The following is a 26,409-nucleotide window of genomic DNA, read 5'->3' on the forward strand; positions in this document are numbered from 1 at the left end:
GCGCCCATGCAGCACTGGATGAATGCGCCAATGCCGATCTTGCATAGGGGATGCATGGAGTACATAGGTAGCTATGTAACTCAGGGTACAATGCCCCACCATGAATGAGCCCATCGCGGGGCAAGCCCGCTCCCACGATGCCTCGCGATCGCGTCAGCACTGACCACAAGGTATCCACCGTGACCGCCGCCCTGCCCCCCACCGTCCTGCGCAGTGTCCTGACCGCCCTGATGCTGGCGATCTTCCTCGGCGCCCTCGACCAGACCATCGTCGCCGTGTCCCTGCCGGCCATATCCGCGCAGTTCAACGATGTTGGCCTGCTGGCCTGGGTCATTTCCGGCTACATGGTGGCGATGACCATCGCCGTACCCATCTACGGCAAGCTCGGCGACCTGTACGGTCGGCGCCGGATGATCCTCACCGGCACCGCACTGTTCACCCTGGCCTCGGTGGCCTGCGGCCTGGCCCAGGACATGCCGCAGCTGGTCATGGCGCGGGTACTCCAGGGCATCGGGGCCGGCGGCATGGTGTCGGTGAGCCAGACAATCATCGGCGACTTCGTGCCGCCGCGCGAACGTGGCCGCTACCAGGGCTACTTCAGCAGCATGTACGCCCTGGCCAGCGTCGCCGGGCCGGTGCTGGGCGGCTGGCTGACCGAGTACCTGTCGTGGCGCTGGGTGTTCTGGATCAACTTGCCGCTGGGGCTGGTGGCCTTGTGGGTGATCCATCGCGCCCTGGACGGCCTGTCGGTGAAACGCCACAAGGCGCAAGTGGACTACCTGGGCGCGGTGCTGATGATCATCGGCCTGGGCAGCCTGCTGCTGGGCATCACCCTGGTTGGCCAGGGGCATGCCTGGTCGTCGACGCAGGTATTGGCGTTGCTGGGCTGTGCGCTGCTCGGGTTACTGGTGTTCGTGGCCCACGAGCGGCGCTGCGGCGAACCGCTGCTACCCATGACGCTGTTCGGCAACCGGGTCGCGGTGCTGTGCTGGTGCGTGATTTTCTTCGCCAGCTTCCAGTCGATCTCGCTGACCATGCTGATGCCGCTGCGCTATCAGGGCATCACCGGCGCCGGTGCCGACATCGCGGCGTTGCACCTGTTGCCACTGGCCATGGGCTTGCCAATTGGCGCCTTCACTGGCGGACGCATGACCAGCCGCACCGGGCGCTACAAGCCGCAGATCCTGACCGGCGCCCTGCTGATGCCAGTGACCATCACCGCCATGGCCCTGACACCACCGCAATCTGGCCTGTTGAGCGCGCTGTTCATGTTGCTGACCGGGATTGCCTGCGGGCTGCAGTTCCCCACCTCGCTGGTGGGCACGCAGAGCTCGGTGGACATGAAGGATATCGGCGTGGCCACCAGCACCACCAACCTGTTCCGCTCGCTGGGCGGGGCGATGGGCGTGGCGTGCATGTCCAGCCTGTTGTTGGCGCTGCTGCACCAGGGCGGGTTCGAGATGGTGGGCAACCCGCTGCTGGGAAGTCTCAAGGCCGGTGAAGCGGACCCTTTGACCCAGGCCCGACTACTGGAAACGTTCAGCCATCTGTTGCTGGCGAGCGCGGGAGCCTCGCTGATCGGCCTGCTCGCGGCGCTGGCATTGCCAGATCGGCAACTGCGCGGCCGTTGAGAGCACACCAAACCCTGTAGGAGCCAGCCTTGCTGGCGAAGCGCTCTCGAGAGCGCTTCGCCAGCAAGGCTGGCTCCTACAGGGTCAGGCGTAATGTTCGCTTAATGATCCGGGGAAACACTTCCTCACAATCCTTCACAAAGTGTCATTTGCGCAGGGCCGGGCTCAAGCGCAGCATATCCAGCCCAGTGTCGACCCATTTTTCGACATCGCGCAGCAGATCGAAGCTGTCCGGCAGCAACAACCAGCGCCCGATCAGGCCATCGACATAAGCAAAGATGGCCACCGCGGCACGCTCGATATCGAGGTCGGTGGGCAACTGTTCGCGGCGCACGGCATTGGCCAGCGCCAGGGCCACGCCCTCATGGCAGTCCAGCACCGCGCCCTGGCGCTGCTGACGAATCTCACACATGTCGTCGGTGAACTCGCACTTGTGATGCAGAATTTCATTGATACGCCGGGTCCGCGCATCGAGCACCAGCTCGTTGAACACCTGCAGCAGCAGCTTGCGCATGCAGCCAAACGGGTCGAGCTCATCCTCGCTTTCACTGGCCCGGGCCAGGTGGTCGTGGGTTTCGTGCAGGCTGTCGAGCAATGCCTGCACCAGTTCGGCCTTGTTGCTGAAATGCCAGTAGATCGCGCCACGGGTCACCCCCGCCAACTCGGCGATATCAGCCAGGGTGGTACGCGCGACCCCGCGCTTGTAGAAGGCCTTTTCCGCCGCCTCGATGATCTGGGCGCGGGTTTCCTGGGCTTCTTCTTTGGTTCGACGGACCATGGCAGTACAACCTCATCAGGCCCCGCGCGCTCGCATGGCGGGCGGGAATCAGGCCGGGGTCGCCTCTCGCAGGGCCTCTCCCGGGTATCTATGAGCGATCCGCGGCGGTAGTCCACCTGCGGTATTTACAAACAAGCATGAATGTAAGTATATTCGGTAGCAAGCTATTTATCCACCGGATAGCGTTTTTCCTACAAGACTCTTCCACTATATTCTTGAGCTCCCCTGCTCCTGCGACCCGAGGATCCTCATGCAATTCAAGCCAGCCGTAACCGCCCTGGTTTCCGCCGTGGCCCTGGCAACCCTGCTCAGTGGCTGTAAGAAAGAGGAAGCCGCGCCAGCGCCCCAGGCTCCTCAGGTCGGCGTCGTGACCGTACAACCGCAAGCCTTCACCCTGACCTCGGAACTGCCGGGGCGCACCAGCGCCTACCGGGTGGCCGAGGTTCGTCCGCAGGTGAACGGCATCATTCTCAAGCGCCTGTTCAAGGAAGGCACCGACGTGAAGGAAGGGCAGCAGCTCTACCAGATCGACCCAGCTGTCTACGAGGCCACCCTGGCCAACGCCCAGGCCAACCTCCAGGCTACCCGCTCGCTGGCCGAGCGCTACAAGCAACTGATCGACGAGCAGGCCGTCTCCAAGCAGGAGTACGACGACGCCAATGCCAAACGATTGCAGGCTGAAGCGTCGCTCAAGAGCGCCCAGATCGACCTGCGCTACACCAAAGTACTGGCCCCGATCAGCGGCCGCATCGGTCGCTCCTCGGTCACCGAAGGCGCCCTGGTGAACAATGGCCAGACCAACGCCATGGCCACCATCCAGCAGCTCGACCCGATCTACGTCGATGTCACCCAGTCCACCGCCGAGCTGCTCAAGCTGCGCCGTGACCTGGAAGGCGGCCAGTTGCAGAAGGCCGGCGACAACGCGGCTCAGGTTCAGCTGGTGCTGGAGGACGGCAGCCTGTTCAAGCAACAGGGCCGCCTGGAGTTCTCCGAAGTCGCGGTCGACGAGACCACCGGCTCCGTCACCCTGCGCGCCATCTTCCCCAACCCCGACCACACCCTGCTGCCTGGCATGTTCGTGCATGCGCGGCTCAAGGCCGGGGTCAACGCCAACGCCATCCTGGCCCCGCAACAGGGCGTGACGCGCGACCTCAAGGGCGCGCCGACCGCGCTGGTGGTCAACCAGGAGAACAAGGTCGAACTGCGCCAGCTCAAGGCCAGCCGTACCCTGGGCAGCGATTGGCTGATCGAGGAAGGCCTGAACCCAGGCGACCGCCTGATCACCGAAGGGCTGCAGTTCGTGCGCCCGGGCGTCGAGGTCAAGGTCAGCGAAGCCACCAACGTCAAGAAGCCGGCCGGCCCTGCTCAGGCCAACACGGCGAAAGCAGACGCCAAAGCGGAGTAAACCATGTCGAAGTTCTTTATCGATCGCCCGATCTTCGCCTGGGTGATCGCCCTGGTGATCATGCTGGTCGGCGCCTTGTCGATCCTGAAGCTGCCGATCAACCAGTACCCGAGCATCGCCCCACCGGCCATCGCCATCTCCGTCACTTACCCTGGCGCCTCGGCGCAGACGGTGCAGGACACCGTGGTGCAGGTGATCGAGCAGCAGCTCAACGGTATCGACAACCTGCGTTATGTGTCGTCGGAAAGTAACTCCGACGGCAGCATGACCATCACCGCCACCTTCGAGCAAGGCACCAACTCCGACACCGCGCAGGTCCAGGTCCAGAACAAGCTGAACCTGGCCACCCCGCTGCTGCCGCAGGAAGTGCAGCAGCAAGGTATCCGTGTCACCAAGGCCGTGAAGAACTTCCTGCTGGTGATCGGCCTGGTGTCCGAAGACGGCAGCATGAGCAAGGACGACCTGGCCAACTACATCGTCTCCAACATGCAGGACCCGATCTCGCGGACCGCAGGCGTCGGTGACTTCCAGGTGTTCGGTGCCCAGTACGCCATGCGTATCTGGCTGGATCCGGCCAAGCTGAACAAGTTCCAGCTGACCCCGGTCGATGTGCGCACCGCCGTGGCCGCGCAGAACGTCCAGGTCTCGTCCGGCCAACTCGGCGGCCTGCCGGCATTGCCGGGCACCCAGCTCAACGCCACCATCATCGGCAAGACCCGCCTGCAGACCGCCGAGCAGTTCGAGAAGATCCTGCTCAAGGTCAACAATGACGGCTCCCAGGTACGCCTGGGCGATGTCGCCACGGTTGGCCTGGGTGGCGAGAACTACGCCATCAGCGCCCAATACAACGGCATGCCGGCCTCGGGCCTGGCGGTCAAGCTGGCCACCGGCGCCAACGCCCTGGATACCGCCAAGGCGCTGCGCAAGACCATCAGCGACCTGGAACCGTTCTTCCCGCCGGGCGTGAAGGCCGTGTTCCCGTATGACACCACCCCAGTGGTCACCGAGTCGATCAGCGGGGTGATCCACACCCTGATCGAGGCCGTGGTCCTGGTGTTCCTGGTGATGTACCTGTTCCTGCAGAACTTCCGCGCCACCATCATCACCACCATGACCGTGCCGGTGGTGTTGCTGGGTACCTTCGGCATCCTTGCCGCCGCCGGCTTCAGCATCAACACCCTGACCATGTTCGCCATGGTCCTGGCCATCGGCTTGCTGGTGGACGACGCCATCGTCGTGGTGGAGAACGTCGAGCGGGTGATGTCCGAGGAAGGGTTGCCGCCCAAGGAAGCGACCAAGCGTTCCATGGAGCAGATCCAGGGCGCGCTGGTGGGTATTGCCCTGGTGCTGTCGGCGGTACTGCTGCCAATGGCCTTCTTCGGCGGTTCCACCGGTGTGATCTATCGCCAGTTCTCCATCACCATCGTCTCGGCCATGGGCCTGTCGGTGCTGGTGGCGCTGATCTTCACCCCGGCCTTGTGCGCCACCATGCTCAAGCCGCTGAAGAAGGGCGAGCACCATGTGGCCAAGCGCGGTTTCTTCGGCTGGTTCAACCGCAACTTCGACCGCAGTGTTGTCGGCTACGAGCGTAGCGTCGGCACCATCCTGCGCAACAAGATCCCGTTCCTGCTGGCCTACGCCCTGATCGTGGTCGGCATGATCTGGCTGTTCGCCCGTATCCCCACCGCGTTCCTGCCGGAAGAAGACCAGGGCGTACTGTTCGCCCAGGTGCAGACCCCAGCCGGTTCCAGTGCCGAGCGCACCCAGGTGGTGGTCGACCAGATGCGCGAGTACCTGCTCGACAAGGAAGCCGACACCGTGGCATCGGTGTTCACCGTCAACGGCTTCAACTTCGCCGGCCGTGGCCAGAGCTCGGGCATGGCGTTCATCATGCTCAAGCCATGGGACGAGCGCTCGAAGGAGAACAGTGTGTTCGCCCTCGCCCAGCGCGCACAGATGCACTTCTTCAGCTTCCGCGACGCGATGGTGTTCGCCTTCGCCCCGCCGGCGGTACTCGAACTGGGTAACGCCACCGGCTTCGACGTGTTCCTCCAGGACCGCGCCGGCGTCGGCCACGCGAAACTGATGGAAGCACGCAACCAGTTCCTGGCCAAGGCCGCGCAGAGCAAGATCCTCAGCGCGGTGCGCCCGAACGGCCTGAACGACGAGCCGCAGTACCAGCTGACCATCGACGACGAACGCGCCAGCGCCCTGGGCGTGACCATCGCCGACATCAACAACACCCTGTCGATCGCCCTGGGCGGTAGCTACGTCAACGACTTCATCGACCGCGGTCGGGTCAAGAAGGTCTACATCCAGGGCGAGCCGAACTCGCGGATGAGCCCGGAAGACCTGCAGAAGTGGTACGTGCGCAACGGCAAGGGCGAGATGGTGCCGTTCTCCTCCTTCGCCAAGGGCGAATGGAGCTACGGCTCGCCCAAGCTGTCGCGCTACAACGGTGTGGAAGCGGTGGAGATCCTCGGTACCCCGGCCCCGGGCTACAGTACCGGTGAAGCCATGGCCGAAGTCGAGCGTATCGCCGGCGAACTACCAACCGGCATCGGTTACTCCTGGACCGGCATGTCCTACGAGGAAAAACTCTCCGGCTCGCAGATGCCGGCGCTGTTCGCCCTCTCGGTGCTGTTCGTGTTCCTGTGCCTGGCGGCGCTGTATGAAAGCTGGTCGATCCCGATCGCGGTGGTGCTGGTAGTGCCATTGGGTATCATCGGTGCCCTGCTCGCCACCAGCCTGCGCGGTCTGTCCAACGACGTGTACTTCCTGGTCGGCCTGCTGACCACGATCGGCCTGGCGGCGAAGAACGCCATCCTGATCGTCGAGTTCGCCAAGGAGCTGCACGAGCAAGGCCGCAGCCTGTACGACGCGGCGATCGAGGCGTGCCGCATGCGTCTGCGCCCCATCATCATGACTTCGCTGGCGTTCATCCTCGGCGTGGTACCGTTGACCATCGCCAGCGGCGCCGGCGCGGGCAGCCAGCACGCCATCGGTACCGGCGTGATCGGCGGCATGATCAGTGCGACCGTGCTTGCAATCTTCTGGGTACCGCTATTCTTCGTCGCTGTGTCGTCGCTGTTCGGCAGCAAAGAACCGAAACAGGACGCCACCCCTGAAACTCCACGTTATGAGGCTGGGCAATGACCAAGTCTTTGTTGTCCCTGGCGGTCACCGCCTTCATTCTCGGCGGCTGCTCGCTGATCCCCGACTACCAGGCGCCTGAGGCGCCGGTGGCCGCGCAGTGGCCGCAAGGCCCTGCGTACTCGCCGACCGAGTCCGCCAACGTCGCCGCCGCCGAACAGGGCTGGCGCCAGTTCTTCCACGACCCGGCGCTGCAGCAGCTGGTGCAGACTTCGCTGGAAAACAACCGTGACCTGCGCGTGGCGGCGCTTAATATCGACGCCTACCGTGCGCAGTACCGCATCCAGCGTGCCGACCTGTTCCCGGCGGTATCGGCCAACGGCAGTGGCAGCCGCCAGCGGGTACCGGCGAACATGTCGCAGACCGGCGAAGCGAACATCACCAGCCAATACTCGGCGACCCTGGGTGTCAGCGCCTACGAGCTGGACCTGTTCGGCCGCGTGCGCAGCCTGACGGAGCAGGCCCTGGAGACCTACCTCTCCAGCGAGCAGGCACGTCGCTCCACGCAGATCAGCCTGGTGGCCAGCGTGGCCAACGCCTACTACACCTGGCAGGCCGACCAGGCGCTGCTCAAGCTGACCGAAGAAACGCTCAAGACGTACGAAGAGAGCTACAACCTGACCCGCCGCAGCAATGAGGTGGGCGTGGCTTCGGCCCTGGACCTGAGCCAGGCGCGTACCGCCGTCGAAGGCGCGCGGGTCAAGCTGTCGCAGTACCAGCGCCTGGTCGCCCAGGACCTGAACAGCCTGACCGTGCTGGTGGGTACCGGCGTGCCGGCCAACCTGCCCAAGCCGCTTGAGCTCAATGCCGACCAACTGGCCGAGGTGCCGGCCGGCCTGCCGTCCGACATCCTCCAGCGTCGCCCGGACATCCAGGAGGCCGAGCACCTGCTCAAGGCGGCCAACGCCAACATCGGCGCCGCCCGCGCAGCGTTCTTCCCGAGCATCAGCCTGACCGCCAATGCCGGTACCCTGAGCCCGGACATGGGCGGGCTGTTCAAGGGTGGCTCGGGCACCTGGCTGTTCCAGCCGCAGATCAACCTGCCGATCTTCAACGCCGGCAGCCTGAAAGCGAGCCTGGACTACTCGAAGATCCAGAAGGACATCAACGTCGCCAAGTACGAGAAGACCATCCAGACCGCCTTCCAGGAAGTCGCCGATGGCCTGGCCGCACGCAAGACGTTCGAAGAGCAGCTGCAGGCGCAACGCGACCTGGTGGCGGCGAACCAGGACTACTACCGCCTGGCCGAACGCCGCTACCGTATCGGCATCGACAGCAACCTGACCTTCCTCGACGCCCAGCGCAACCTGTTCAGTGCCCAGCAGGCGCTGATCAGCGACCGCCTGTCGCAACTGGTCAGCGAGGTCAACCTGTACAAGGCCCTCGGTGGCGGCTGGTACGAGCAGACCCAGCAACAGGCCTCGATCCAGACGCCGAAAGGCTGATTGGTTCGGTAACAGCATCAAGCCCACCCGCGCGGTGGGCTTTTTGTTTCAAAGCCCGTTCGCCGGCAAGCCGGCTCCTACACTGATCCCGGTAGGAGCCGGCTTGCCGGCGAACCGCTGCCACAATGCGTTCGATAATCGCCCCATTCCGCTTACGACGAATTGCCTCGCCCCCGCCCTGCCCCGCACCATCGCCCACGCAACGTTGCACAAGCTCTCAAAAATGAAGCCAAACCCTGCGGCCCGCACCCGCAGCGCCCCGGCTCGCCCAATAAAAACAAGAGATCCAAGCGATGAGCACTTTGCACCCCGCACGCCAGCTGCTGCCCGGCCTGTTGGCCCTGTCCTGCGCCGTCCCCACCCTGGCCGCCGAAGGCGGCTTCGTGGACGACGCCAAGGCCAGCTTCAACCTGCGCAATTTCTACATCAACCGCAACTTCGTCGACCCAGCCAACCCCCAGGGCAAGGCCGAGGAATGGACCCAAAGCTTCATCCTCGATGCCCGCTCCGGCTTCACCCAGGGCACCATCGGCTTCGGCGTGGACATGCTGGGGCTGTATTCGCTCAAGCTCGATGGCGGCAAGGGCACGGCCGGCACCCACTTATTACCCGTGCATGACGACGGCCGCCCGGCGGATGATTTCGGCCGGCTGGGCGTGGCGCTCAAGGCGCGCCTGTCGCAGACTGAACTGAAGGTCGGCGAATGGATGCCGGTGCTGCCGATCCTGCGCTCCGACGATGGGCGCTCGCTGCCGCAAACCTTCCGCGGCGGCCAGCTCACGTCACGGGAACTCGACGGCCTGACCCTCTACGCCGGCCAGTTCCGCGGCAATAGCCCGCGCAATGACGCCAGCATGGAAGACATGTTCATGCAGGGCCGCACCGGCATTACCTCCGACCGCTTCAACTTTGCCGGTGGCGAGTACACCTTCAACGACAAGCGCACGATGCTCGGCCTGTGGAACGCCCAGCTCAAGGATATCTACCGCCAGCAGTACGTGAACCTGGTGCACAGCCAGCCCCTGGGCGAATGGACCCTGGGCGCCAACCTCGGCTACTTCCTCGGCAAGGAAGACGGCAGCGCCCGCGCCGGCGACCTGGATAACCGCACCGCCTCGGCCATGCTCTCCGCGCGCTACAAGGGGCATACCTTCTATATCGGCCTGCAGAAGGTCAGCGGCGACGATGCCTGGATGCGGGTCAACGGCACCAGTGGCGGCACCCTGGCCAACGACAGCTACAACGCCAGTTTCGACAATGCCAAGGAGCGCTCCTGGCAGCTGCGCCATGATTTCAATTTCGTCACTGTCGGGCTTCCTGGGCTGACCTTGATGAACCGCTATATCAAAGGTGACAACGTGCATACCAGTGCAGTGGACGACGGCAAGGAGTGGGCGCGGGAAACGGAGCTGGCCTATGTGGTGCAGTCCGGGGTGTTCAAGGACCTGTCGGTGAAGTGGCGCAATTCGACCATGCGCCGGGATTTCAGCAGCAATGCGTTCGATGAGAACCGGGTGATCGTGAGTTATCCGTTGAATCTGTTGTGAGGCGGTTCGCCGGCAAGCCGGCTCCTACAATGGCGCGCCGCTCCCAGGTAGGAGGCGGCTTGCCGGCGAACGGTCTATGCACATAACAAAATCTACTAAAAACAACAAATAATCATTGTTGACGCTATATGCAACAGCCACTAAAAACGAGGACTGATCACCCACCACTAGAGCCCGAGCATGGACCTCCGCCAACTGCGCTATTTCATCGCCCTCACCGAATATCGCAGTTTCATCCGCGCCGCCGAGGCCATGGGCATCACCCAACCCGCCTTCAGCCGTGCCATTCAGAACCTCGAACAGACCCTCGGCTGCAGCCTGATCGATCGCGGCAACAAGGTCCTGCCGCCCACTCCGGAAGGCCAGGTGGTGCTGCAACACGCCCGGCGCCTGGTGCAAGGCGCGGCTCAGCTGAACAACGAAGTCCTGCAAATGACCAAGCTCGATGCCGGCGAACTGCATTTCGGCAGTGGCCCCGCGCTGGCCGTGCACCTGGTGCCACAGGCGTTACAGCACTTCATCGAACACCACCCAGGCATCCGCAGCGCGCTGCTGGTCGACAACGCCGAACGCCTGGGCCAGGCCCTGCGTCGCGAACAGATCGAGTTCTTCGTCGATGATATCCGTCCGTTCGAGGCCGACCCGAACTTCCACACCGAGCCACTCAAACCACGCCCCGGCCTGTTCTTCTGCCGCCCCGAACACCCTTTGCTGGCCAAGGACAGCCTGTCGACCAACGACCTGTTCGCCTACCCGCTGGCCAGTGCCCTGCTTGCTCCCGGTGTGCGCAAGCGCCTGGCCAACCTCAGCGGGCGCAGCGACTTCACCCCGCACCTGCAGACCGAACACCTGGCAGTGCTGCGCAGCGTGGTGCTGGCCAGCGATGCGATCGGTACCGCCAGTGAAGAAGCCGTCAGCGAGGACCTGGCCGCCGGCCGCCTGGTGCGCCTGCACTGGCGCAACCTGCCCCCGGGGCTGGAAGTATTGAGCGTACGCTGCGGGGTGATCAGCCGCAGCGGCTATCGTCTGTCACCCGCTGCCCGCGCGATGATCGATACGCTGGTCAGCCTGGATGCTGCGCCATCGCCCGCAGACGCGGCGCATCGACAATCTCCACCTCGCCATAGCCCAGGCGCACCACGCCGGACTGTTCGAGGCTCCTGAGAATCTGGTTGATGGTCTGGCGCGACAACGACAGCATCAAAGCCAGTTGCTCTTGCGAGAGCTGCAACCGCCACTGTGGCACATCCCGTTCACCATAGCCCTCGGCAATCTGCAGCAGCCGATGAGCCAGGCGCGGCGCTGCAGCCAGCAGGCTTTGCTGCTCAAGGGCAATGAACACCCAACGCAGCTTGTGGCTCATCAACAGAGCCAGCTCGCGCCAGTGCCAAGGCTCGCGGTCAAGCCACTCCAACAGCGGCGCCTGGGGTATCCACAGCAACCGTGTCGCACCTTCGGCGAAAGCGTCATGGGTACGCGGCTGGCCGTCGAACAGGCTGATCTCACCAAACCAGTTGGGCGCTTCGACCAGGGTCAGCAACGCCTCCTTGCCTTCGCTGCTGACCGCCCCCACGCGCATCGCCCCGTCGAGCACCGCATACAGGCCGCAGGGCGCGTCGCCGCGCTGGAACAGACACTGCCCGGGTGCCAGCTCGCGAAACCGGGCCAAGGCCAGCAGGCTATCCTGAACATGTACGGGCAACTGCCGGAACCACTGGCCGTGCAACAGCTGGGTACGTGGATCGTGCATGGCACCTCACAAATGGACTCTGTCGGCCAGGCGACAGACGACGATGGATGAACGGGGCAAGCTGGCGTCACAAAGAACGGAGGAACAACAATGAAAAACCTCGTCGATCACCTGAGTCAATACGCGGCCTACCACCGTGACCCACGCAACATCGCCACCCACTTCATCGGCATCCCGTTGATCGTGCTGGCCGTGAGCATCCTGCTGTCGCGGCCCGGCTGGGACGTGGGCGGCCTCTGGTTATCACCGGCCCTGCTGCTGGCGACCTGGTCGGTGTGGTTCTACCTGCGCCTGGACACCCGCTTCGGCCTGGTGATGGGCCTGTTGCTGGGCCTGTGCCTGTGGGCCGGGCAGGCCGTGGCGGTACAGACCACCGGGCTGTGGCTGAGTGCCGGCCTGGGTGCGTTCGTCATCGGCTGGGTCATCCAGTTCGTCGGGCACTGGTATGAAGGGCGTAAGCCGGCATTCGTCGACGACCTCAGCGGTTTGATCGTCGGGCCGCTGTTCGTGGTGGCGGAGCTGGCCTTCATGGCCGGACTGTGCGGCGACTTGAAGCGAGCCGTGGAAGCCAATGCCGGACCGGTAGCGGTGCGTCAGAAGAAAGCGGCGATCTGAGATCTCGGGGGCCGCGATGCGGCCCTCTCCTTCGTCTACCATTGAAACCTGCCAACCACCGCCCCATCTAAGCACCATAGCCATTCACGCAGGTGCCCCATGAGCGACCAGCAGGATTTCCCGGAACGCCCCGACGAACACAGCGAAGTCGAACACCTCGATCCAGCGGCCAGCACCGGCCACCACCTTGCCCTGCCCGGCCAGCAACTGCCGGACAAGGTCTACGTGATCCCGATCCACAACCGCCCGTTCTTCCCCGCGCAAGTGCTGCCGGTGATCGTCAACGAAGAGCCCTGGGCCGAAACCCTCGACCTGGTGGCCAACACCCCGCACCGCTCGTTGGCGCTGTTCTTCATGGACACCCCGCCCGAAGACCACCGCCATTTCGACACCAAGGCGCTCCCTGAGTACGGCACCCTGGTGAAGGTGCACCACGCCAGCCGCGAAGGCGGCAAGCTGCAGTTCGTCGCCCAGGGCCTGACCCGGGTGCGTATCCGCACCTGGCTCAAGCACCACCGCCCGCCTTATCTGGTCGAGGTCGAATACCCGCGCCAGCCGTCCGAGCCCACCGACGAGGTGAAGGCCTACGGCATGGCCCTGATCAACGCGATCAAGGAGCTGCTGCCGCTCAACCCGCTGTACAGCGAAGAGCTGAAGAACTACCTCAACCGCTTCAGCCCCAACGACCCCTCGCCGCTGACCGACTTCGCCGCCGCGCTGACCTCCGCCACCGGCAACCAGCTGCAGGAAGTGCTCGACTGCGTGCCCATGCTCAAGCGCATGGAAAAGGTTCTGCCGATGCTGCGCAAGGAGGTCGAGGTCGCCCGGCTGCAGAACGAGATTTCCGCAGAAGTGAACCGACAGATCGGCGAGCACCAGCGCGAGTTCTTCCTGAAAGAACAGCTCAAGGTCATCCAGCAGGAGCTGGGCCTGACCAAGGACGACCGCAGCGCCGACCTCGAGCAGTTCCAGCAACGCCTTGAGGGCAAGACATTGCCCGAGCAGGCGAAAAAGCGCATCGACGAAGAGATGGGCAAACTGGCCATCCTCGAGACCGGCTCGCCGGAATATGCCGTTACCCGCAACTACCTGGAATGGGCCACCGCCCTGCCCTGGGGCATCCAGGGCAAGGACAAGCTCGACCTCAAGCACGCCCGCAAGGTGCTCGACCAGCACCACGCCGGCCTCGACGACATCAAGGAGCGCATCCTCGAGTTCCTCGCCGTCGGTGCCTGGAAAGGCGAGATCAGCGGCTCCATCGTGCTGCTGGTCGGCCCGCCTGGGGTGGGCAAGACCAGCATCGGCAAGTCCATCGCCGAATCCCTGGGTCGGCCGTTCTATCGCTTCAGTGTCGGTGGCATGCGCGACGAAGCGGAGATCAAGGGCCATCGCCGCACCTACATCGGCGCCCAGCCCGGCAAGCTGGTGCAGGCGCTGAAGGAGGTCGAGGTGATGAACCCGGTGATCATGCTCGACGAAATCGACAAGATGGGCCAGAGCTACCAGGGCGATCCGGCCTCGGCGCTGTTGGAGACCCTCGACCCGGAGCAGAACGTCGACTTCCTCGACCACTACCTGGACCTGCGCCTGGACCTGTCCAAGGTGCTGTTCGTCTGCACCGCCAACACCCTCGACTCGATTCCTGGACCCTTGCTCGACCGCATGGAAGTGATCCGCCTGTCCGGCTATATCACCGAAGAGAAGCTGGCCATCGCCAAGCGCCACCTGTGGCCCAAGCAACTGGAGAAGGCCGGGGTTTCGAAGCACAGCCTGAGCATCAGTGACAGCGCCCTGCGCACGGTGATCGAGGGTTACGCCCGCGAAGCCGGCGTGCGCCAGTTGGAGAAGCAACTGGGCAAACTGGTGCGCAAGTCGGTGGTCAAGCTGCTGGAAGACCCGGACGCCAAACTCAAGATCGGCACCAAGGACCTGGAGTCAGCCCTGGGCATGCCGGTGTTCCGCAGCGAGCAGGTGCTGGCCGGCAAGGGCGTGATCACCGGCCTGGCCTGGACCAGCATGGGCGGCGCCACCCTGCCGATCGAGGCCACGCGTATCCATACCCTGAACCGTGGTCTCAAGCTCACCGGCCAGCTGGGCGATGTGATGAAGGAGTCGGCAGAGATCGCCTATAGCTACATCAGCTCGAACCTCAAGCAGTTCGGTGGCGCGCCTGGTTACTTCAACGAGGCATTCATCCACCTGCATGTGCCCGAGGGCGCAACCCCGAAGGACGGTCCGAGCGCCGGGATCACCATGGCCAGCGCGCTGCTGTCGCTGGCCCGTGACCAGGCACCAAAGAAAGGCGTGGCCATGACCGGCGAGCTCACCCTCACCGGCCAGGTGCTGCCGATCGGTGGGGTACGTGAGAAGGTGATCGCCGCGCGGCGGCAGAAAATCTTCGAGCTGATCCTGCCAGAGGCCAATCGAGGGGACTTCGAAGAACTGCCGGAGTACTTGAAGGAAGGACTTACAGTGCATTTCGCCAAACGTTACGCAGACGTGGCGAAAGTGTTGTTCAGCTGAACGGCCAGGAGACTTGTTCCTGATGCCCTGTACGAAATATGCCTCCCTGCCAAGCCACCGCACGGGCACATTTCGTACAAGGGCCGTACAGCTAGGCAAAGGCGATTTTCAGCCGCTCCCCTAGTGCGCCAACATGCAGCCACTCAGACAAGAACCTTTTGAAATACACCATGAAAATCGCCAAGCGCTGCCGCGTGTCAATTGCCTTCAGGCTATTGGCCGCCCCCTCGGCATAGGCATCCACCTCTTGCCAGGTCGAATGAAACTGTTCGAGGTGCCGAGTGACGCCGATAATCCCTGGGTCCATTCGTTCAAGCCTGGAGTTCAATAGATCGGCGTCGTACGCTTCCAGCAACCTCGGCTCCATCAAACGCCGCCAGAAATCTGGGTACCGTGAGAGGTCGTGAACCTGGGCACGCTCAAGCGCAACACGTTTTCCATTTACCTGAGGCGTCAAGTCGTACCTGTATTTGTCGCGAAATGCCCCGAAGTCGGCCAACAACAACGTGACATCACCCGCAAGGCCGTTGACCAGAAGGCGAAGGGTGTCCAGGCGTTCCGCCATCAACACTACTTGCTGACGATCGCCGGGGCTGAGCGGCAGATCATCGTCCTGTGCCAGTTGCTCCCAGGTGTACTGCCCCCCGCCCAATGCCTCGAGCCGCGACGCAAGGCCCAACGTTTGTTCTCCCAGGCGCTCTACTTCGTGGGTGAGATCCACCAGGTCGCGGCCCATGAACAGTGCGCCATATCGCAAAGGCCACCATTCACGCGCGATCCACCTGAGGCCGTCTACCAGTTCCAGCATTCGTTGGGGCATGAGTTCCGGTTCATCGGTATCGCTGTAGCCCAACCACCAGGTCATCGATTCAAGGCTGGCAGGCAATTGTTCCAGGTAATTGACATGGTCATCCACGCGCTTGACAGCGATGCGTAGAGAGTCATCCCCTATCGTCATCATTCCAGCCAATGCGTTCATCAGCGCATCCACCCGCGTAGAGTCACTGCTCTCCAACTGGCTTGATACAGTCAAGTCCTTCATGACATCTGAACCTTTCCAAGGCGAGACCGCCGCACCTCGATGCGGGGTCTCGCGCGTCAACACTCAGAAGCCATCTCGGATCTGGCCAAGGATGCTTCGCTGATAAGCCAGAAGGCTGTTGAACAGGTCTGCAATGTTCTGCAGGCCCGCCACATCTTGCGGCGTGGTGCCTTTGAGCTCGCTCAGGAAAGTGTCCAGGGACAGGGTCAGGCCATTGACGGCGGTGCTCCAGTCACTGCGCTGGGCCAACAGGGGCGGCACCCCTTCCAGGGCCGTGAGCTGCCGCAGGCATTCAGCGAGTTCTTTGCTCTGCGCCAGCTGTCGCTCCTTGAGTGAGTCCAGGTTGCCCGCCAGCCGGCGACGCTCATCCTGCAACCTGCTGTAGTGCTGGCCGCTGACCAGCAATCCAACAATCTTCTCCAGGTCTTTGAGCGCCTTGGTGGCAGCCTCCGCCAACAACGCGGCCTCGCCACCGGGCAGCGCCAGTGCGGCCAGCTGTTCAGGAGTCGGGACCAACCCTTCGAACTTCACCTCGACCTCGATGGCTTCCAGTGCCTGAAGCGCAGCCCTCACCGCCTCTAACTTGCCTTCCTCGACCTTGATCTCGGCATCCAGCTCCACTTGGCCGCTTTCCAGTTGCGTTTGCCGCTTGGACAGACGCGTCTCGTCGCTCGTGGGATCGAGCGCAGGCAACGCCAGCAGATCGGTTCTCGCCGCCCTGAGCCTGGAAACCTGGAGAGCGAGACGTGTCAGCACGTCTTGGATTTCCCCGTGAGCCATCGACCAAAGTTCCTCATCCTCGAATCCAGCGAGTGCCTCGATGATGTCGTCCAGTGGGTTGATGTTGAGCTTCGCCTCAAGCTTCTGGGCATCAGCCTGCAAGTTTTCAGAAGTCTCTTTCATCAGCTTCGCGTGCCGTTCAAGCGCCTCATGCAACAGCGGCATCGGCTTCAGCCGGCCCTCTTGCCAGGCCCGCAGGAATGCAACGGCGGTGGCGAGAATCCGGTCCAGTTCGGGCTGCTGGGCAGGGGTCATGTGAATCACGTTATCGTTCATGGTGCAGTACCTGTCAGCGGGCCGAAATGGCGTCATCGAATACACGGGTCAAATGAAGGGAGAGGCGCTCGACGCCGTTCCACTGGCCAAGGAATTTTTTGAACATGATGACGAAAATGGCCAACTTCTGGCCATCCTTGATCAGCTCGAGTTGCTCGACTGCTCCGCTGGTATATCCATCGACATACCCCCACATCGAGTGCAGGTGCTTGGCCGACGCCGCTACATCCCGCAGGCGCGCATCCAGGTCATCGACGAACTGGACCAGCTCCGTGAGTCGCCCCTCCAGGTTGAGGCGTACCCTCAGCTGTTCGGCGACGTCGCGACGTTCAACTTCGCGCTTCTTGCGTTCCTTGCGCGCCGTTTCAGCCTTCGAACCATAAATTGAACCACCGATAATCGCCCCAAGGGCACCACCGGCCAGACTTCCCAGCACCAACTTCAGGTACTGGTCGTATTCCGCTTTCCGCTCGGCAATCTCAGCATCGAGGTCCTTGAGCCGTCCTCGCAGACGCTCGACCTCGCCATCGCCCTTCTTGCGCTCAAGAGCGACGTCCTTGTCCGCAACGGCAGGCAGCAACTTCAACTCGATTTCGTCCCTGAACACCGCGCACTCTTCCACCACGCGATCAACACAGTCGGCGTAGGTTCTTGCATCGGCGTTGAGGATCTTCATGTATTCGACCAACAGCGTGACAGCCTCCTGGTCGTTCTCGCTCAGGGGAATTGGCTGGGCCAGCTCCATCTCTTCCCAGGGAATCCCGCCCAGGCCCTTGTCTCTCAGGCGCTCGCACTCATCGACAATCTCCTTGCCCGTCACCTTGAACTTGTTGGCAGTCGACGCCAGCTCGCTCGAAAGCTGTTTGCTTTTGTCAGACAGGGGCGTCCATTTGCCCGCATGGCCACGCAGGTCGCCAAACAGCGCCTCCATGCTCGCAGGTTTCAGCTCGGGTTCGTCGATGTCCTGGTAGCCCAGCCAACGTTCCAGGTTGTCCTGGGTCCTGGGCAAGGCATAGACGTAATTGACGTACTTGTTGATGGTGATGATGTGTTCACGACTGAGCGTCAGGCCACCCTCGTTCTCGCCGTCGCGCTCCGCCATGGCTTGCACCATCGCCAAGGGCTGGTCGGCCGCCGCTTCCGCCAGCTCTTCGAAGCTGACATCTTGATATCTCATACGCTACTCCTTGTACCCAAACCACCGTGGTTTGGTGGTACAAAGCTAGGGCGTGCCTACGGCTGCTAGCAGCAGGCAGTACTTCCTCCTACATCAGTTGTTCCACTTTCCGATCGGGGTTTTCATGCTATCTCGCACTGCATTGTTCCTTCTTGCACTCGGCCTGTTGAGCGCCTGCGCGCCCATGCCCAAGCACCCGGAACCGATCGTCCTGGAAAAAGCCAACCAGTGCCCGATTACACTGGCCGCTGGGCAGACGCTGACATTGCGTCTGCCCAGCAACCCCAGCACGGGCTATCGCTGGCTGGTCCAGCATCCGGCGGCCAATATCCTGCGCAGCCTTGGCCCAGAGGTATACAGCGATCCGGACGATAACGGGGTGGTGGGCAGCGCTGGCCAGTCGCAGTGGCGTTTCCAGGCCCAGGGCAGCGGGGAAAGTCACCTGATTCTGGTGTACCAGCAACCCTGGGCACCTGAAGTCAGCCCTGCGCAAACCTTCGACTGTGCCGTGACCGTCAAGTGAGCCTGCCGGATGGCGATGCACAAACACTGGGCTTTGGCTAAAATGCTTGCCCATTTCGTCGTCCCTCCCTGGTAGATCCGTGAGCAAAGAACCCGACCGCCTATTCGCCCAGCCCCTGGAGCAGGTGCCCGACTTCGTCTTCAACGAAGATGTGGTGCAGGTGTTCCCGGACATGATCAAGCGCTCGGTGCCCGGTTACCCGACCATCGTCGAGAACCTCGGCGTGCTGGCTGCGCGCTTCGCCCAGCCGCACTCCGCGCTGTATGACCTGGGTGCCTCGCTGGGCGCGGTCAGCCAGTCGCTGCGCCGCCATGTGCGCAGCGACGGCTGCCGGGTGATCGCGGTGGACAACTCCGCGGCCATGGTCGAGCGCTGCCGCCAGTACCTCACCGCCCAGGACTCGATGTTCCAGGAGTTGCTGCCGGTTCAGGTGCTGGAAGCCGACATCCTTACGCTGCCCTTCGAGCCCGCCTCGGTGGTGGCGATGAACTTCACCCTGCAGTTCATCGCCCCCGAGCAACGCCTGGCGCTGCTCGGTCGTATCCGCCAGGCCCTGCTGCCGGGCGGTGCGCTGATCCTCTCGGAGAAATTGCGTTTCGCCGACGATCAGGAACAGCAACTGCTCAACGAACTGCATCTGGACTTCAAGCGTGCCAATGGCTACAGCGAACTGGAAATCGCCCAGAAGCGCAGTGCCATCGAGAACGTGATGAAACCCGACACCCTGGAAACCCACAAGGAACGCTTGCACGCCGCCGGCTTCAGCAAGGTCGTGCCGTGGTTCCAATGCCTCAACTTCGCCTCGCTGATAGCCCTGCCATGATCGATCTGTCCCCCCTCGTCCGCCGCCTGGCGGGCACGCCCCTCGCCACCTGGTCCCAAGGCCTGCAGGCACAACTGGAAGCCAAGCTGGAGAAAGGCCACGGCGATCTGGATCGCTGGCGCGGCGCCCTGGAGTCGCTGCCGAAGCTGACACCCAGCCAAGTTGACCTGGTCGACGGCCTGCGTCTGGACTGTGACTGCGACGACGCCACCCGCGCGCAGATGCATCAGGCGCTGATGGGGCTGTCGCCCTGGCGCAAGGGGCCGTTCGACCTGTTCGGCGTGCACGTGGACACCGAATGGCGCTCTGACTGGAAATGGTCACGGGTCGGCCCGCATCTGGACCTCAAGGGCAAGCGCGTGCTCGATGTAGGTTGCGGCAACGGCTACTACCAGTGGCGCATGCTCGGCGCCGGGGCCGACATGGTCATCGGCGTCGACCCCAACTGGCTGTTCTTCTGCCAGTTCCAGGCGGTGCAGCAGTACCTGCCGGAGCTACCGGCCTGGCACCTGCCGTTCGCCCTGGAAGAGCTGCCGGCCAACCTCGAAGGCTTCGACACCGTGTTTTCGATGGGCGTGTTCTACCACCGTCGCTCGCCCATCGAGCACCTGCTGGCGCTCAAGGACTGCCTGGTCAAGGGCGGCGAACTGGTGCTGGAGACCCTGGTGATCGAGGGTGACGAGAACCAGGTGCTGGTGCCTGAAGACCGCTACGCGCAGATGCGCAACGTCTGGTTCCTGCCCTCGGTGCCGGCGCTGGAGCGCTGGCTGCGCCGGGCGGGCTTCAGTGATGTGCACTGCGTCGATGTTAGCGTCACGTCGGTCGAGGAACAGCGTAGCACCGAGTGGATGCGCTACCAGTCGCTGGGCGACTTCCTCGACCCGAACGACCACGGCAAGACCGTCGAAGGCCTGCCGGCACCGCGCCGCGCCACGCTGCTGGCGCGCAAATAAAAAAGGCGCCCATCTGGGCGCCCGAATCCACCTGCGCCGAGGAGCTGACGCGGCGCAGGTGTGTGGTACTCAATCCTTGGCAAGCTCGCGGGCCTTCTCCTCGGCCTTGCGCTCGCGTTCCACCACCGCCTCTTGCTTGTCGCCGTACAGGCGTTGCTGGTCCTGGCGGAAGGCTTCCCAGAACTGCTTGGAACGCTCCGCGCCACCCTCGGCGTAGACGCTGGCGCTGCCCAGGGCGAGGGTCGCCAGCAGCAGGTATTTGGTCAGGTTCATCGTGCTTGCCTCGTGATAACCGTATCGACAGGGCCATCCTAGCGAGGCACAGCTAACGCCAAGGTGAGGCGGACATTACAGTGTTGAAAGGCCGGCTGATGCCCATCGACCTGACATGGCCTCTGTAGGAGCGGCTTCAGCCGCGATCACCCGCAACGCGGGTGCCAGATATCGCGGCGCCTGCATCGCGGCTGAAGCCGCTCCTACAGGGAGATCGCAGGCTCGCGCCCAAGCACCCGCACCTGCTGCGCCGGCACCCGCGCATGCCATTGCACCACCCCCAGCGCCTCGACCCGGAACTGACTGCGCAGGGTGCGCCCCGCTTCCTCAAATGACAGCTGCAACAAGAAGTGCCCGCTGTTGAGCAGCAGGCCCTCGCTCAGCCGGGCGAACGTCTCGTCATCCACAGCACCCAACGCCTGGCGCAATGCGCCTGCATCCACATAGCCCGCAGCAGGCCGGCCGGTGACGATGCGGCTGAGCAACGAACGCGAGAATCGCCCCTCGTACAGCGCTTCCAGCAAGGGCAGGTGTTCAAGCCCCAGGGCGTTGGCATTGAGCCGCCAGCCCGTGGTAAACGGCAACGCACAGAGCATCGGGTAACGCGCCTGACGGCTGGCATCTTGTTCCAGCAGCAGGTTCAGCTCGCTGCTGTCGACCATCGGTTGGTTGGCTGCCAGCCGTGGGGGCTGCTGGCGCAGGTACTGGGCGCTTTCAGCCCCTTGCAAGCGGGCGTCGCTATCACTGTCGAGCCAGTCAGCCAGGCCGTCGACCAGCCGCTCGGCGGCCATGTCGTCCCCCAACAGGTGGCGCAGCTGGCGTTCGGCGCGCTCGCCATCCTCGCCCAGCAACGCGTTGACGTTGAAACAGGTGTGCTGGTCGACCACTCGCAATTGGGCCTTACCGGCACCAAAATCGTAGTCCAGCGGCTGCCCGCGTAGTGCCTGCCAGAACAACGGGCTGGCGCGCCAGCCCGGATCGCGCAGGGCCTGCGAGGCGTAGGCCAGCCCCGCCTGCTCCATGGCCCGCACCTGCACGCGCTGGTGCAGCAGGCGCACGTCATCGACCTGGCGCCGGCCATCTTCCACCAACCAGGCCAGCCCCCCGGCGAGCATCGCCAGTACCACCAGCACCATCAGCAGTGCCGCGCCCCGTTGTCGCCTGGCTGCCATCCTTGCTTCCCTGTGGGTTCCCGAGGGGGCCAGTGAACACTGTGGTTGTTTCAGTCAGATGGCAGCAACACGACCGTCACGCCCGCGTCATCTGCGAAAGGCAGGATTGCGCTTTCGTTTTTTCATCGACCTGACAGGAGTGGTCCTACATGGGTGGCATCGGAATCTGGCAACTGGTGATCGTGCTATTGATCGCCTTCCTGCTGTTCGGCAGCAAGCGTCTCAAAGGGTTGGGCAGCGATGTGGGCGAGGCGATCCAGGGCTTTCGCAAGTCCATGGGCGGCGATGCCGAGGGCAATCCTGCAGTGCAGCAGCCCCCGCTGAGCAACCAACAGGCCAAGCAATCCTCACACACGGACCTGTAGGAGCCAGCCTTGCTGGCGATGCCCGGCATAGCCGGGCCCGATCACCAGCAAGGCCAGACAGCGACCTCCACAGAAGTCGGCGTTGCAATCAACGGCTACGGTTCAACCCCTGACTCCATGTCATCGATCAACGCCTTGGCCATGGCGCTCAGAATCCGCGCCGAACTGCCGGCCAGCAGATCGCCTTCCATCTCTGCCTCGCAGGTCAGGTGGCGGATGCAGCCAAGCAATACTGACAACTCGCTGAAAGCATCCTGGAAGGGAACGCCCGGTTCGACCTTGAACAGGTCCATGCAGGTGGTGCGGCCTGCGGTATGCCCCCTGGTCATGGCTGTACCTCCGGCCTGTGCTCGAGCAAAGCGCAGGCGAGTTGCCCGAGGTAATCGCTGGCAGTGAACAGGCGGTCGCGATAGTCGCTGGGTTCGGTCTTGAAATAGACATCGAGTACGTCGGAAATGGCGGTGGCTACCTCGACGGCAGCGGCCATCGCCTCCTCGCGGGTGAGGGTGGGGCGGATGGTGATGAAGGGGGCGATGCGGGGTGGGTCGGGGTCGATTTTTTTCATCATGAAGTTCCTTTCGTGGATGACAGGAACCGCCACTTGATCGTTCTCACATGATTTGGGTGGCAGCCATGCGCGGAGTGAGAACCCGGCCACGAAGGAAAACCGGTCAGGACGAACCTGCCCGCGCACGGCTGCCATAGCAGAGCGGCGATCTTCGTGGAACGGGTTCTCACACCCGGTCACCAAATACGGCGACCCGGTGAAGTTATCCCCGGGGCATTTCCCCGACAACGCAGCGGCTTCCGACAGGTGCGTAGGATAGTTCCCAAGCGTTCACGGCTGAAGCATTTGGTTTCAGGTTCGGAAATGTCCGACAGGAGATTTGAGGGGCTACGGGGTGTTCGCCGATAGAAATCCTGCGCCCATGAGACCGAGCGCCGCCCGCGCGGCGCTCGATCTCATGGGCGCCACATCTTTACCGACCTGCACTTCTGGTTCGGAAATGTCCGACAGGATATTGGGGGGCTGCGGGAGTGTTCGCCGTTAGAAATTCTGCGCCTATAAGACCGAGCGCCGCCGCGCGGCGCATCGCGGATGAATCCGCTCCTACACAGGTTTGTTTCGGGCCATGCGCCAGGCTGGCAACCATGGCCTGTAGGAGCGGATTCATCCGCGATGCGCCGCACAGGCGGCGCTCGATCTCCTGGGCAACACCTCTGCGCCGACTTGCACCAGCAGACCAGTGGTATTGACCTGGTATTTAAGTGGTATTAACTTTCACCCTACAACAATACCGGACATCTCCGTCATGCGTCCTCTCACCGCCCTGCGCCCCGACGACAGCGCCGCCACCCCACTCTACCTGCAGCTGGCGCGCAACCTCGAACAGGCCATCCACGCCGGCCAGTGGAGCGCCGACCAGGCCCTGCCCTCCGAGCGCACCCTGAGCGAAACCCTCGACATTTCCCGCGTGACCGCGCGCAAGGCCCTCGAAGTGTTGCTCGAGCAAGGCCTGATCCGCCGCATCCAGGGTTCCGGCACCTTCATCACCCCACGCCTGGAACAACCTCTGTCGCGCCTGTCGAGCTTCAGCGAGATGCTGCGCATGAAAGGCTTTGTGCCCAGCTCCCTGTGGCTGGAACGCAGCATCGCCAGCCCCAGCAGCGACGAACTGATCCGCCTGAGCCTGTCGCCCACCGACCAGGTCGTGCGCCTCAAGCGCCTGCGCAAGGCCGACGACATCGTCATGGCGGTGGAGGTCAGCACCCTGCCCGCCCGCCTGCTAGGCGACCCCCAAGCCATCGGTGACTCGCTCTACCAGCACCTCGACCAACTCGGCCGCCCGGTGGTCCGGGCCCTGCAGCACATCCGCGCGATCAACGCCAGCGACGAGCTGGCCGCCCAGGTCGGTATCGCGCCAGGCACCGCCATGCTGCTGATGACCCGTATCGGCTACCTCGACGACAACACCCCCATCGAGCTGACCGACACCTACTGCCGCAACGACTACTACGACTTCGTCGCCGAACTGCGGCGCTGACCGGAGCCTCCATGGACATTGCCAACATCCTCACCCCCGACGGCTGGGTGCACGGCCACCTGCACCTGCGCGACGGGCGCATCCAGGCCATCGAAGGCACCCCGTGCGACCCGCGGGACAACGACCTGCCCTACCTGCTGCCCGGCTTCATCGACCTGCACGTGCACGGCGGTGGCGGCAGCGACATCATGCAGGCTGGCGAGGCGTTCGCCACCATCGCCCGCACCCACCAGCGCTTCGGCACCACCTCGCTGCTGGCCACCACCATGACCGCGCCCCGTGAGGAGCTGACCGACGTGCTGGCGCAGCTGGGCGAGCACCTGCGCGAGCCGCGCCAAGGCGCGCGCATCCTCGGCGTGCACCTGGAAGGCCCGTACATCAACCCGGGCAAGCTTGGCGCGCAACCGAACTTCGCCCACCAGGCCCTGCTCGACGAGGTCGAACAGTACCTGGCGCTGGCGCCAATCAAGGTCATCACCATCGCCCCCGAGATCGCCGGCCACCTGCCGCTGATCCAGGCCCTGAGCGCCCGCGGCATCCGCCTGCAGCTCGGCCACACCCTGGGCAGCTACGAGGAAGGCGTCGCCGCGCTGGAGGCCGGGGCCACCAGCTTCACCCACCTGTACAACGCCATGAGCCCGCTGCACCACCGCGAGCCGGGCATCGTCGGCGCGGCCCTGGCCCACGCCCGCTACGCCGAGCTGATCCCCGACCTGCTGCACGTGCACCCCGGCGCCATGAAAGTGGCCCTGCGTGCGATCCCCTGCCTGTACTGCGTGACCGACTCCACCGCCGCGGCCGGCATGCCCGACGGCGAATACCGCCTGGGCAGCCACACCGTGACCAAGTGCCTGGGCGGCGTACGCCTGCCCGACGGCACCCTGGCCGGCAGCACCCTGACCATGGACCAGGCCCTGCGCAACCTGGTGAAGATCGGCCTGCCCCTGAATGAGGCCTCCGACCGCCTGTCGCGCTTCCCCGCCGACTACCTCGGCATCACCGACCGTGGCCGCCTGCAGCCGGGCGCCTGGGCCGACGCGGTGCTGCTCGACCGCCAACTGAACCTGACCGCCGTGATGATCGAAGGAGAACAAGCATGAGTTCAAGGATGCTCGAAGAGGCGCGCGCCTGTGCCGATGTGGTGGAGCGACAGTTGGGCGCGCTGGCCCCACGCCTGGCCGCGCTGACCGAACAGCTGCGCCGGCTCGACCCGCAAGTGGCGCTGACCGTGGCCCGGGGCAGCTCCGACCATGCCGCCAGCTACTTCGCCTACATCGCCATGCAGCAACTGGGCTTGCCGGTGGCCTCGTTGCCGATGTCGGTAGTCACCTTGCAGCAGGCGCCGCTGCGCGTGCGCGGCCAGGTAGCATTGGGCTTCTCGCAATCGGGGCAGAGCCCGGACCTGGTCGAGAGCCTGCGCCGCCTGGGCCAACATGGGGCGACCACGGTGTCGCTGGTCAATGCCGAAGGCTCGCCGCTGGAGCTCGCTTGCCAACACCACCTGCCGCTGGGCGCGGGGCCTGAACTGTCAGTTGCCGCGACCAAGAGCTTCGTCGCCACGCTCAGCGCCAGCGCACAGCTGGTTGCCCACTGGGGCAAGGACCAGGCCCTGCTGCAGTCCTGCCACGCCCTGCCGGGGCAACTGCGCGAGGCCGCCAACCTCGACTGGAGCGCGGCCATCGACGGCCTGCAAGGCAGCGAACGGCTGATGGTGATCGGCCGTGGCGCCGGCTTCGCCATTGCCCAGGAAGCCGCGCTCAAGTTCAAGGAAACTTCGGTGATCCAGGCCGAGGCCTTCAGCAGCGCCGAGGTGCGCCACGGCCCTATGGCCCTGATCGACGCGCACTACCCGCTGCTGGTGTTCGCCCCGCGTGGCGTTGAACAGGCCGGGTTGCTGCAGCTGGCCGCCGACATGCGCCAGCGCGGCGCGCAGGTGTTGCTGGCGGCACCGGCCGACATCGCCGACCGCGACCTGACCCTCGCCTGCGCCGAGCATCCCGCGCTCGACCCGCTGCTGGCGATCCAGAGCTTCTACATCATGGCCGCGGGGCTCGCCGAAGCCCGCGGCCTGGACCCCGACCAGCCACGCCACCTGAGCAAAGTGACGTGTACGCAATGACGCCGCGAGGACCC

Annotated in this window: 24 protein-coding genes; 15 read left to right on the top strand and 9 right to left on the bottom strand. The window is 64.0% G+C overall.

Annotated features, from left to right (window positions below):
* Positions 1-179 precede the first annotated feature (179 nt).
* Entirely contained in the window at positions 180-1,631 is a 1,452-nt protein-coding gene (locus PSEEN_RS20165; RefSeq protein WP_011535414.1) for an MDR family MFS transporter, read from the top strand.
* 145 nt (positions 1,632-1,776) lie between these two features.
* On the opposite strand, the gene ttgR is transcribed toward PSEEN_RS20165, so the two are convergent.
* On the bottom strand, positions 1,777-2,409 hold the full coding sequence (gene ttgR, locus PSEEN_RS20170; RefSeq protein WP_011535415.1) for an efflux transport transcriptional regulator TtgR: 633 nt from the start codon (positions 2,407-2,409) through the stop codon (positions 1,777-1,779).
* A gap of 250 nt (positions 2,410-2,659) precedes the next feature.
* Here ttgR and ttgA point away from each other — a divergent pair, with 250 nt between their 5' ends.
* From ttgA to PSEEN_RS20195, 5 genes are all read left to right on the top strand, one after another.
* Positions 2,660-3,814, top strand: coding sequence for a toluene efflux RND transporter periplasmic adaptor subunit TtgA (ttgA, locus tag PSEEN_RS20175; protein WP_011535416.1), 1,155 nt, complete (start codon positions 2,660-2,662; stop codon positions 3,812-3,814).
* A 3-nt stretch (positions 3,815-3,817) separates the two neighbouring features.
* The gene (gene ttgB, locus PSEEN_RS20180; protein ID WP_011535417.1) at positions 3,818-6,970 is read left to right on the top strand and encodes a multidrug efflux RND transporter permease subunit TtgB; all 3,153 of its coding nucleotides are present in this window, start codon (positions 3,818-3,820) and stop codon (positions 6,968-6,970) included.
* Entirely contained in the window at positions 6,967-8,412 is a 1,446-nt protein-coding gene (locus PSEEN_RS20185; protein ID WP_011535418.1) for an AdeC/AdeK/OprM family multidrug efflux complex outer membrane factor, read from the top strand. Before ttgB ends, PSEEN_RS20185 begins: the two co-directional genes overlap by 4 nt.
* A gap of 293 nt (positions 8,413-8,705) precedes the next feature.
* Positions 8,706-9,959: an OprD family porin gene (locus PSEEN_RS20190; protein ID WP_011535419.1), complete on the top strand. Its 1,254-nt coding sequence runs from the start codon at positions 8,706-8,708 to the stop codon at positions 9,957-9,959.
* Positions 9,960-10,139: 180 nt separating this feature from the next.
* Positions 10,140-11,123, top strand: a complete 984-nt coding sequence (locus tag PSEEN_RS20195; RefSeq protein ID WP_011535420.1) for a LysR family transcriptional regulator — start codon at positions 10,140-10,142, stop codon at positions 11,121-11,123.
* Here the strand turns inward: PSEEN_RS20195 and PSEEN_RS20200 are convergent.
* A complete protein-coding gene (locus PSEEN_RS20200; RefSeq protein ID WP_011535421.1) occupies positions 11,023-11,709 on the bottom strand; it encodes a Crp/Fnr family transcriptional regulator in 687 nt (228 codons plus the stop codon). The genes PSEEN_RS20195 and PSEEN_RS20200 overlap by 101 nt on opposite strands.
* A 90-nt stretch (positions 11,710-11,799) precedes the next feature.
* Between PSEEN_RS20200 and PSEEN_RS20205 the strand changes: the two genes are divergently transcribed.
* Both PSEEN_RS20205 and lon read left to right on the top strand, forming a co-directional pair.
* Positions 11,800-12,324, top strand: a complete 525-nt coding sequence (locus PSEEN_RS20205; protein ID WP_011535422.1) for an Mpo1 family 2-hydroxy fatty acid dioxygenase — start codon at positions 11,800-11,802, stop codon at positions 12,322-12,324.
* Between the two features lie 99 nt (positions 12,325-12,423).
* The gene (gene lon, locus PSEEN_RS20210) at positions 12,424-14,847 is read left to right on the top strand and encodes an endopeptidase La (RefSeq protein WP_011535423.1); all 2,424 of its coding nucleotides are present in this window, start codon (positions 12,424-12,426) and stop codon (positions 14,845-14,847) included.
* 91 nt (positions 14,848-14,938) lie between these two features.
* Here the strand turns inward: lon and PSEEN_RS20215 are convergent, their stop codons facing one another.
* The 3 genes from PSEEN_RS20215 to PSEEN_RS20225 all read right to left on the bottom strand — a co-directional run bounded on the left by PSEEN_RS20215 (position 14,939) and on the right by PSEEN_RS20225 (position 18,122).
* Positions 14,939-15,889, bottom strand: a complete 951-nt coding sequence (locus PSEEN_RS20215) for a hypothetical protein (RefSeq protein ID WP_044488418.1) — start codon at positions 15,887-15,889, stop codon at positions 14,939-14,941.
* A 63-nt stretch (positions 15,890-15,952) separates the two neighbouring features.
* Positions 15,953-16,945, bottom strand: coding sequence for an alpha-xenorhabdolysin family binary toxin subunit B (locus PSEEN_RS20220; RefSeq protein ID WP_044488420.1), 993 nt, complete (start codon positions 16,943-16,945; stop codon positions 15,953-15,955).
* A gap of 13 nt (positions 16,946-16,958) precedes the next feature.
* Positions 16,959-18,122: an alpha-xenorhabdolysin family binary toxin subunit A gene (locus PSEEN_RS20225; protein ID WP_011535426.1), complete on the bottom strand. Its 1,164-nt coding sequence runs from the start codon at positions 18,120-18,122 to the stop codon at positions 16,959-16,961.
* 124 nt (positions 18,123-18,246) lie between these two features.
* On the opposite strand from PSEEN_RS20225, the gene PSEEN_RS20230 reads away from it, so the two are divergent.
* From PSEEN_RS20230 to cmoB, 3 genes are all read left to right on the top strand, one after another.
* Positions 18,247-18,645 carry a protease inhibitor I42 family protein gene (locus PSEEN_RS20230; RefSeq protein WP_011535427.1) on the top strand — a complete coding sequence of 133 codons (399 nt, stop codon included), beginning with the start codon at positions 18,247-18,249 and terminating at the stop codon, positions 18,643-18,645.
* Positions 18,646-18,724: 79 nt separating this feature from the next.
* Positions 18,725-19,468: a carboxy-S-adenosyl-L-methionine synthase CmoA gene (gene cmoA / locus PSEEN_RS20235; RefSeq protein WP_011535428.1), complete on the top strand. Its 744-nt coding sequence runs from the start codon at positions 18,725-18,727 to the stop codon at positions 19,466-19,468.
* Positions 19,465-20,421 (top strand): tRNA 5-methoxyuridine(34)/uridine 5-oxyacetic acid(34) synthase CmoB, encoded by a 957-nt coding sequence (cmoB, locus tag PSEEN_RS20240; protein ID WP_011535429.1) that lies wholly within the window; start codon positions 19,465-19,467, stop codon positions 20,419-20,421. The genes cmoA and cmoB overlap by 4 nt, the downstream gene beginning before the upstream one ends.
* Positions 20,422-20,490: 69 nt before the next feature.
* Here cmoB and PSEEN_RS20245 read toward each other — a convergent pair whose 3' ends face one another.
* Together PSEEN_RS20245 and gspK are read right to left on the bottom strand one after the other, a co-directional pair.
* Positions 20,491-20,694 carry a hypothetical protein gene (locus tag PSEEN_RS20245; RefSeq protein WP_011535430.1) on the bottom strand — a complete coding sequence of 68 codons (204 nt, stop codon included), beginning with the start codon at positions 20,692-20,694 and terminating at the stop codon, positions 20,491-20,493.
* Positions 20,695-20,897: 203 nt separating this feature from the next.
* Positions 20,898-21,866, bottom strand: a complete 969-nt coding sequence (gspK, locus tag PSEEN_RS20250) for a type II secretion system minor pseudopilin GspK (RefSeq protein ID WP_011535431.1) — start codon at positions 21,864-21,866, stop codon at positions 20,898-20,900.
* Positions 21,867-22,015: 149 nt separating this feature from the next.
* On the opposite strand from gspK, the gene tatA reads away from it, so the two are divergent.
* Complete coding sequence (gene tatA, locus PSEEN_RS20255; RefSeq protein WP_011535432.1) at positions 22,016-22,231, top strand: twin-arginine translocase TatA/TatE family subunit; 216 nt, start codon at positions 22,016-22,018, stop codon at positions 22,229-22,231.
* Between the two features lie 95 nt (positions 22,232-22,326).
* Here the strand turns inward: tatA and PSEEN_RS20260 are convergent, their stop codons facing one another.
* Complete coding sequence (locus PSEEN_RS20260; RefSeq protein ID WP_044488425.1) at positions 22,327-22,560, bottom strand: DUF3077 domain-containing protein; 234 nt, start codon at positions 22,558-22,560, stop codon at positions 22,327-22,329.
* Complete coding sequence (locus tag PSEEN_RS20265) at positions 22,557-22,796, bottom strand: hypothetical protein (RefSeq protein ID WP_011535434.1); 240 nt, start codon at positions 22,794-22,796, stop codon at positions 22,557-22,559. The genes PSEEN_RS20260 and PSEEN_RS20265 overlap by 4 nt, the downstream gene beginning before the upstream one ends.
* Positions 22,797-23,544: 748 nt before the next feature.
* On the opposite strand from PSEEN_RS20265, the gene PSEEN_RS20270 reads away from it, so the two are divergent.
* Genes PSEEN_RS20270 through PSEEN_RS20280 form a run of 3 tightly spaced genes read left to right on the top strand, consistent with a single transcriptional unit; the run spans position 23,545 to position 26,395 of the window.
* On the top strand, positions 23,545-24,276 hold the full coding sequence (locus PSEEN_RS20270) for a GntR family transcriptional regulator (RefSeq protein ID WP_044488427.1): 732 nt from the start codon (positions 23,545-23,547) through the stop codon (positions 24,274-24,276).
* Positions 24,277-24,287: 11 nt separating this feature from the next.
* Positions 24,288-25,376 (top strand): N-acetylglucosamine-6-phosphate deacetylase, encoded by a 1,089-nt coding sequence (gene nagA, locus PSEEN_RS20275; protein WP_011535436.1) that lies wholly within the window; start codon positions 24,288-24,290, stop codon positions 25,374-25,376.
* Entirely contained in the window at positions 25,373-26,395 is a 1,023-nt protein-coding gene (locus tag PSEEN_RS20280) for an SIS domain-containing protein (protein WP_011535437.1), read from the top strand. Before nagA ends, PSEEN_RS20280 begins: the two co-directional genes overlap by 4 nt.
* The last annotated feature ends 14 nt before the right edge of the window (positions 26,396-26,409 follow it).

The organism is Pseudomonas entomophila L48, assembly GCF_000026105.1.
Classification (GTDB): Bacteria; Pseudomonadota; Gammaproteobacteria; order Pseudomonadales; family Pseudomonadaceae; genus Aquipseudomonas; species Aquipseudomonas entomophila.